Annotated in this window: 6 protein-coding genes; all 6 read left to right on the forward strand. The window is 55.2% G+C overall.

The features are described from left to right. Positions 1-3 precede the first annotated feature (3 nt). The 6 genes from SH573x_RS12235 to SH573x_RS12260 all read left to right on the forward strand — a co-directional run bounded on the left by SH573x_RS12235 (position 4) and on the right by SH573x_RS12260 (position 6,987). Positions 4-438, forward strand: coding sequence for an S-adenosylmethionine decarboxylase family protein (locus tag SH573x_RS12235; protein ID WP_479355396.1), 435 nt, complete (start codon positions 4-6; stop codon positions 436-438). Further along, positions 435-2,036, forward strand: a complete 1,602-nt coding sequence (locus SH573x_RS12240; RefSeq protein WP_479355398.1) for a DUF4178 domain-containing protein — start codon at positions 435-437, stop codon at positions 2,034-2,036. The genes SH573x_RS12235 and SH573x_RS12240 overlap by 4 nt, the downstream gene beginning before the upstream one ends. Before the next feature lie 200 nt (positions 2,037-2,236). Beyond that, positions 2,237-2,518, forward strand: coding sequence for a DUF350 domain-containing protein (locus SH573x_RS12245; protein ID WP_479355400.1), 282 nt, complete (start codon positions 2,237-2,239; stop codon positions 2,516-2,518). Positions 2,519-2,523: 5 nt separating this feature from the next. Further along, entirely contained in the window at positions 2,524-4,047 is a 1,524-nt protein-coding gene (locus SH573x_RS12250) for a polyamine aminopropyltransferase (protein WP_479355401.1), read from the forward strand. Between the two features lie 74 nt (positions 4,048-4,121). After that, entirely contained in the window at positions 4,122-5,789 is a 1,668-nt protein-coding gene (locus tag SH573x_RS12255; RefSeq protein ID WP_479355403.1) for an FAD-dependent oxidoreductase, read from the forward strand. Positions 5,790-5,814: 25 nt separating this feature from the next. Continuing rightward, a complete protein-coding gene (locus SH573x_RS12260; RefSeq protein WP_479355404.1) occupies positions 5,815-6,987 on the forward strand; it encodes a hypothetical protein in 1,173 nt (390 codons plus the stop codon). The last annotated feature ends 40 nt before the right edge of the window (positions 6,988-7,027 follow it).

Consider the following 7,027-nt stretch of genomic DNA (forward strand, 5'->3'; position numbering starts at 1 on the left):
CCTATGTCGCGACAGCCAATTGGACTGACCTCCCCCACGATTGATCGTGGTCCCGCTTCTCAAGCAGTTGTGGGATGCGAGTGGATCGTCGATGCACACGGCTGTGATACCTTGCGCCTGCAAGATCTGGCGCTGATGCAAGGTTTGTGTCAGCGCGTCATCGACGATCTGGAGCTGAAGGTTGTAGGCCAGCCACAGTGGCATCAGTTTCCTGGACATGCCGGTGTCACCGGATTGTATCTGCTCAGCGAGTCACACTTGGCTTGTCATACTTATCCTGAGCATCGACTGGTTACGTTTAATCTCTATTGCTGTCGCAGTCGGCCGGCCTGGCCGTGGCAGAATCATCTGACGATGGATTTGGCTGCAGAAGATGTGCAAGTCGCCGAAGTCATACGCGGTGGACACCAGGCACCGCACGCCAAGGAGCCCGTATGAAGACACGGGTTGCAAACTGTCCAGCCTGCGGAGCACCCGTCGAGTTTCGCGCCAGTTCCTCGCTGGTAACCATCTGTGAGTTCTGCCACTCGGCCGTCGGCCGCGGTGACAAACATCCGGAAGATCATGGCAAAGTCTCCGACCTGGCGGAGCTCAAGTCACCGCTGATGCTGGGCATGACCGGCAAGTATCGTGACAAGAAATTCGACGTGGTAGGCAGAGTACAGTATCGCCATCCGTCAGGTGCCGTGTGGAACGAATGGTATCTCTTGTTCGCTGGTGACGTTTGGGGATGGTTAGCGGAAGCCCAAGGTCGTTTTTATATGACCTTCGAAAAGCGACTTAAATCGAGCACATCTATTACCCCTTTTGATTCCGTGCAGCTGGGCGAATCATTCGAAATGATGAAGAGCCAGCTGACGGTGACAGAGAAGGCTGCGGCGCGTGTTCATTCTGCTGAGGGTGAGATACCTTGGGAAGTGCGTCCTGATGCCGAGCATTTGTATGCAGACCTGCGCGGAGATAATGGACTGTTCGCAACAATAGATTACGCCTCCAATCCGCCAATCATTTACGTCGGCTACGCTGTTGATCCCGCTACCTTGCAACTGTCGGGGTATTTGGATGCTTATGGTAGCGACACGATCGCTACGACGGCTGTCCATTTGAACTGCCCCAAGTGCGCTGGCTCGCTAACACTTCACGCACCCGACGATTCGCTGCGCGTCACCTGCCCCAATTGTCATGCGATGCTGGAGTGCGATCATGGCAAACTAAGTTACCTGCTCACTCTTTCAAAAAAGCAAATTCAACCGTTGATCATGCTCTCGAGCAAGGGCGTCATCAATGGTATTGAGTTCACGGTTGTGGGTTTCATGGAGCGTTATGTGCTGTACGAGGGCACTGCCTTCTCTTGGACGGAGTACCTGCTGTACAACAATCCGAAAGGCTTTCGTTGGTTAGTCAACAATCAGGGACATTGGTCGTTCGTTGAAACGATCGATTACCCGGCGACCAAGGGCGCAAGCAGCACCGTCAGCTATAAAGGTCGGACGTACCGCAAATACGACCAGGGCACCGCGTTTGTGCGCGGAGTCGTGGGTGAGTTTCCTTGGCGAGTCCACCTAGGCGAACAGGCAGAAACGATCGACTACATCGCGCCGCCCTACATGCTATCCTTCGAAAGCACGATCCAGATTCAAGCCGGCACGGAGCGTGACCAAAACGATCGACGAGTGCTCTCCTCGGTGGCCGCCGAAGAGGTCAATGTATCGTTGGGTACCTACCTGCCAATCGCAGAGGTCGAAAAGGCATTTGGACTCAAGGCATTGCCGCGTCCGTTCAGCGTTGGCCCGATCCAGCCTGCTCCCGAAGTAGGGGCTGGTTTCATCGGATCGCACCTCGGTTTCATCATGCTGATTGGGCTGCTACATGTGGGCTTTACCGCGCTGCATCCCAACAAGGCACCTGATTTTTTGGTCACCTTCTTGGCGGCTGGTTTGGTCTCGATCATTCCTGTTTTGGCCTACTTGTACAGATATTCCTTCGAAGTCAAACGCTGGGAAAACAGCGACTATAGCCCCTACGCGCGCGAATAATCCAAGAAGAATCGGAGTCGGATAGTGAGACTGTTATTCCAAAGTTACCTAATCATGGGCTGCTTCGTCTGCTTGTGGTTCGGCGTGGCTGCCTTCAATGGTTGGAAGATTCCACGGCCGGCAATGGGCAGCGGTACCAGTAGCAGTAGCAATTCGTACATGGGTCGATCATACGGTGGATTTTGGGGAGGTGGAAAGTAATGCATCTTTTGGATCAAACCTGGCACATTCTTCTGCCGCTCGCACAAGTGTCAATCGAAGAGAGCAAGTCTGGTCTGCTCGGGTATCATTTGATGGCCGTGGGGATCTTTTCTTGTGTGGGCATTCTGGTGCTGCTGGTCTGCCTGTTGTTGATGGAGAAGTTAACGCCCTACTCGATCACCAATGAAATCGTCGAAGAACACAACACCGCTTTGGCTATTGTGGTATCAGCGATTGTGCTGGGCGTCTCCATGATTATCGCTGCTTCGATCATAGGCTAAGTGCCATGCTAACTCGCGCGCCACTCTCGCTGCTGTACTTGAACGTATTAGTAATAGCGACTTGTGGCTTGGTTTATGAACTACTGGCCGGCACCTTGGCCAGTTACGTCCTCGGCGATTCGGTAACGCAGTTTTCATTTGTTATTGGCGTTTATCTTTCAGCGATGGGGGTAGGCGCATGGCTGAGCCGTTATATCCATGACCATTTGGCGCGGTTCTTTATCGAGATCGAACTAGCGCTTGCGTTGCTGGGCGGCATCTCTGCACCAGCCCTGTTCCTGGCATTCCCCTTCGTCGATTGGTTTGCCCCACTGCTGCTGGGAATGGTGTTTGTCATCGGTGTATTAGTCGGACTGGAACTGCCGCTGCTCATGCGCATTCTGAAGGAGCATCTGGAGTTCAGCGACCTGGTGTCGCGCGTCTTGACGTTTGATTACATCGGAGCGCTGCTGGCGAGTCTGCTGTTCCCAATCCTATTTGTGCCCTACTTGGGCCTGGTGCGAACTTCGCTGGCCTTTGGCATCCTCAATGGTGTTGTGGGACTGTGGAGCACTTACTTACTCAGGCCGCTGCTGAGTGCCCGCGGCTTAGAGCGACTGCGTCTGCGGGCGGGTATCGTGATTGTGCTGCTAAGCGTCGGGCTGCTCAAGGCCGATCAGCTGACCTGGCTGGCCGAAGAGAGTGTTTTGGGCGGCGCGATCATTCACAGTACACAGTCGCCCTACCAACGCATCGCGATCACTCGTAAAGGCAAAGGTTTCCAGCTGTTTCTCAACGGCCATTTGCAATTCAATTCGACCGATGAGTATCGCTATCACGAGGCGCTGGTACATCCAGCCATGCTGGGATCCAAGCATCCGGAAAACGTCTTGATACTCGGCGGCGGTGACGGACTGGCCGCCCGCGAATGCCTGCGCTATCCGAGTGTCCAGTCGGTTACGTTGGTCGATCTGGATCCCGCCATGACTGGGCTGTCCGAACGGTTTCAACCATTAAAGGAACTCAACGGCGCCGCCTTCTCGGACCCACGCGTCCATGTGGTTAACGATGATGCGTTTGTCTGGATCGGCACCAATGATGCTACCTACGACGTGGTCATCATCGACTTTCCAGACCCGAGCAATTATTCGATTGGCAAGTTGTACACCACGCGGTTCTATCGCATGCTCCTGGAGCGACTAAAGCCTGATGCTGTGGTTTCGATTCAATGCACCTCACCAGTGGTGGCCCCCAAGTCTTACTGGTGCATCCTGGCGAGCATGCAGTTCGCTGGATTTCATGTGCGTCCTTTTCAAGCCACCGTTCCCTCATTCGGCATTTGGGGATTCGCGCTTGCCAGCCCCCAGCCACTCGACGATACGCCACCGCTGGATCCCAACATTGGCGGATTGAGGTTCCTGACCAACGAGGCTCTGCGAGCTATGTTCGAATTGCCTGGCGATATTCGGGCGGTCGATACGGAAGTCAATCGCTTGGACAACCAGATACTCGTTCGCTACTACGACGAGGAATGGCATGAATTTGATTAAGCACGTGGAGACCTCCAATTCGGGATTTATCTTCGATTCTGGGTGTGCCCTCATCCCGAAATGGAAGTGTCCACGTGCTTAGTCGTCGTGAACTGCTGCAAGCCGTCTTGGGTTCATCCAGTCTGGCCCTGGCTGGTTGTAACCGCGTCAACTTACCGCCAGAAGGCGATTACCTGGCGCCAGACTTCGCGCTTGGCCACCGCCTGCGCGACCCGGCCGCTGCGCTTACTCAGCCTACCGATTGGCAATCGGTGCCCGTGGTCATCGTCGGCGGCGGCCTTGCCGGGCTGGCTGCCGGTTGGCGACTGCTCAAGCAGGGCTTCCATGATTTCCTGGTGTTGGACCTGGAGCGCGAAGTTGGCGGTACTTCGCGCAGTGGTAGCGCCGGCCGATTCCAGTTTCCTTGGGCGGCGCACTATATCACCACACCCATGGCCGACAATGGCGAGTTGATTGAGCTGCTGCAAGAGATGCAGATTGTCGAACGCCTGGACGGGGATGGATCGCCGATCATCGCCGAGCAGTACCTGTGCCGCGAACCGGAAGAGCGTCTCTTTCAAAATGGCACCTGGATCGAAGGTCTGTATCCAGCCTTGGAAGCCACGGAAGAAGACCATCGCCAGATGAACGAATTCCAGCAATCGATGCGTCAGTGGTCGCAGAGCCGCGATGCGGATGGCCGGCGCGCCTTTACTATTCCCATCGCCCGTTGTTCCACTGCTGCAGAGTTCTTGAAACTAGATCAAATCTCGATGGCCCAGTGGGTCCAGCAGCAGGGATGGACATCCATACGTTTGCGTTGGTACATCGATTATGCCTGTCGCGACGATTATGGATTGACCATCGATCGCACCAGCGCCTGGGCTGGCATCTTTTACTTTGCGGCCCGGCTGCGGAGCGATCAAGCCGAATCACAAAACGTGATCACCTGGCCGGCCGGTAATGGTCGCATCGTGCAATACCTGTCGCAGCAACTGGCGACACACTTGCGAACGGGTCAACTGGTGGTACGCATCAGTCAAGCGGAACCCTCTCCGCCTCAAGCCCAGGAAACGCCAACCAAACCGCCCGTTGACCACCAGGCTGATAGCCGTGTTTACCTGACCACGATTGATGGCCAGACCGGTGTCGTGCGCGGCATCGCTGCCTCACGCGTCATCTTCGCTGGGCCACAGTTTGTCGCCCAGCGTGTTATCGACGGCCTGGCTGCGCGCCACGCGACCAACCACGATAAATTTCAGTACAGTTCATGGCTGGTGGCGAACTTGCACTTGAGTGGACGGCCGCAAGCAACTGGCTTTCCCATCTGTTGGGACAACGTGTTTTACGACAGCAGGTCTTTGGGCTATGTCGTCTCAACGCATCAAAGTGGCCTTGATCATGGACCGACCGTGATCACCTGGTATTACCCGTTTGCCGAAATCGAAGGCAAGCTGTCGCGCGATCAACTCTTGCGTTTGGAATGGAAAGAGTGGGCCGACTTGGCTCTGACCGATATCGAGCAGGCGCATCCTGACATCCGTCAGTTAGTCATGCGCATCGACATCATGCGCTGGGGTCATGCTATGATCGAACCTCGTCCCAACTTTGTCTGGAGCGACGCGCGTCGATCAGCCGCCCAGCCGCTGGGTGCCGTTCACTTTGCCAACACCGACTTGAGCGGTATCGCGCTGATGGAAGAAGCGTTTTATCACGGTGTCCGCGCGGCCGATGAAGTATTAGCTTTTCAAACGCATCTTTAGGTAAGCTCATCAGGCTAATCGCGCCATGGACATCACAGTTGATTCAAGTGCAGAACAGCACCTGAAACCAAGGGCAAAAGCCGCGCGAGATCTTTGGCTGTTTTCGCCCCAAGTCGACCTGTTGGCATTTGGTGGCAGCTTCGCGGTTTCGATGCTCCTACTGGCGGTGGGGTGGCCGCTGGGTTTGACTCAAGGCGAAACGCCAGACTTGGTTTGGATCGGGGCGATCCTGCTGATTGATGTCGCGCATGTATACGCCACCGGTTTTCGAGTTTACTTTGTGCCGAGCGAATTAAAACGCCGTCCTTGGCTGTATGGTGCAACACCGGTGTTGGCCTTCATCGGTTCGTGGCTCTTGCTGCAACAAGGTACGCAATTCTTCTGGCGAGTCCTGGCTTACCTGGCCGTATTCCACTTCGTCAGACAGCAGTATGGCTGGGTCGCTCTGTATCGTCGGCGTGAATCGGACCAGTCGCGTGCAGGTTGGTGGATCGACGCCACGGCAATATACGCGGCTACAATCTTTCCACTAGTCTATTGGCATACGCACCCTCGTAACTTCGCCTGGTTTACGCCGGAAGATTTCGTCACGTTGCCAACCTGGATTTCGCCCCTGGCTGCAACCGTCTACGTACTGGCACTCAGCACTTACGCTGTGCGTTCGATCACCTCTGCCCGTTCGGGTCGCTGGAATCCAGGCAAGGACCTGGTTGTAGCGACCACGGCCGTCTTATGGTTCGTAGGTATTGTCGTATTCAATTCTGACTATGCATTTACGGTAACCAACGTCGTTGCGCATGGTATCCCGTACCTGGTGCTGGTCTATTGGTATGGCCATCAGTCGCATAGTGAGAACCATGTGCGAGAGCCTCACATGCCAGCGAACCCAGTGAAGGAGGAGCATGTGAAGGAGCAGGCCAGCGGCCAGGCCCGTTGGCTCAAGTATTTGGCGCTATTGTGGTTGTTGGCATACGCCGAGGAATTTCTGTGGGACGTGGGCGTTTGGCACGAGCGTAGTTGGCTGTTTGGTTCGCCTCAAGATTGGAGCGCTTACCATGCAGTGCTGCTACCGCTGTTGGCAGTGCCTCAAATTACGCACTACGTACTGGACGGGTTCGTCTGGCGACGCCCTCGTACTCGTACTCCTACTCGTACTCGTACTCCTACTCCTACTCCTACTCGCAGAATTTTCGAGTAGGAGTAGGAGTAGAAGTACGATAAAACCCTCTGTTTGACAA

The sequence above is a fragment of the Rania fehmarnensis genome (assembly GCF_056494185.1).

Coding starts and splice junctions, on each gene's coding strand:
- SH573x_RS12235 (WP_479355396.1), top strand. CDS start 4: ATGTCGCGACAGCCAATTGGACTGACCTCCCCCACGATTGATCGTGGT.
- SH573x_RS12240 (WP_479355398.1), top strand. CDS start 435: ATGAAGACACGGGTTGCAAACTGTCCAGCCTGCGGAGCACCCGTCGAG.
- SH573x_RS12245 (WP_479355400.1), top strand. CDS start 2,237: ATGCATCTTTTGGATCAAACCTGGCACATTCTTCTGCCGCTCGCACAA.
- SH573x_RS12250 (WP_479355401.1), top strand. CDS start 2,524: ATGCTAACTCGCGCGCCACTCTCGCTGCTGTACTTGAACGTATTAGTA.
- SH573x_RS12260 (WP_479355404.1), top strand. CDS start 5,815: ATGGACATCACAGTTGATTCAAGTGCAGAACAGCACCTGAAACCAAGG.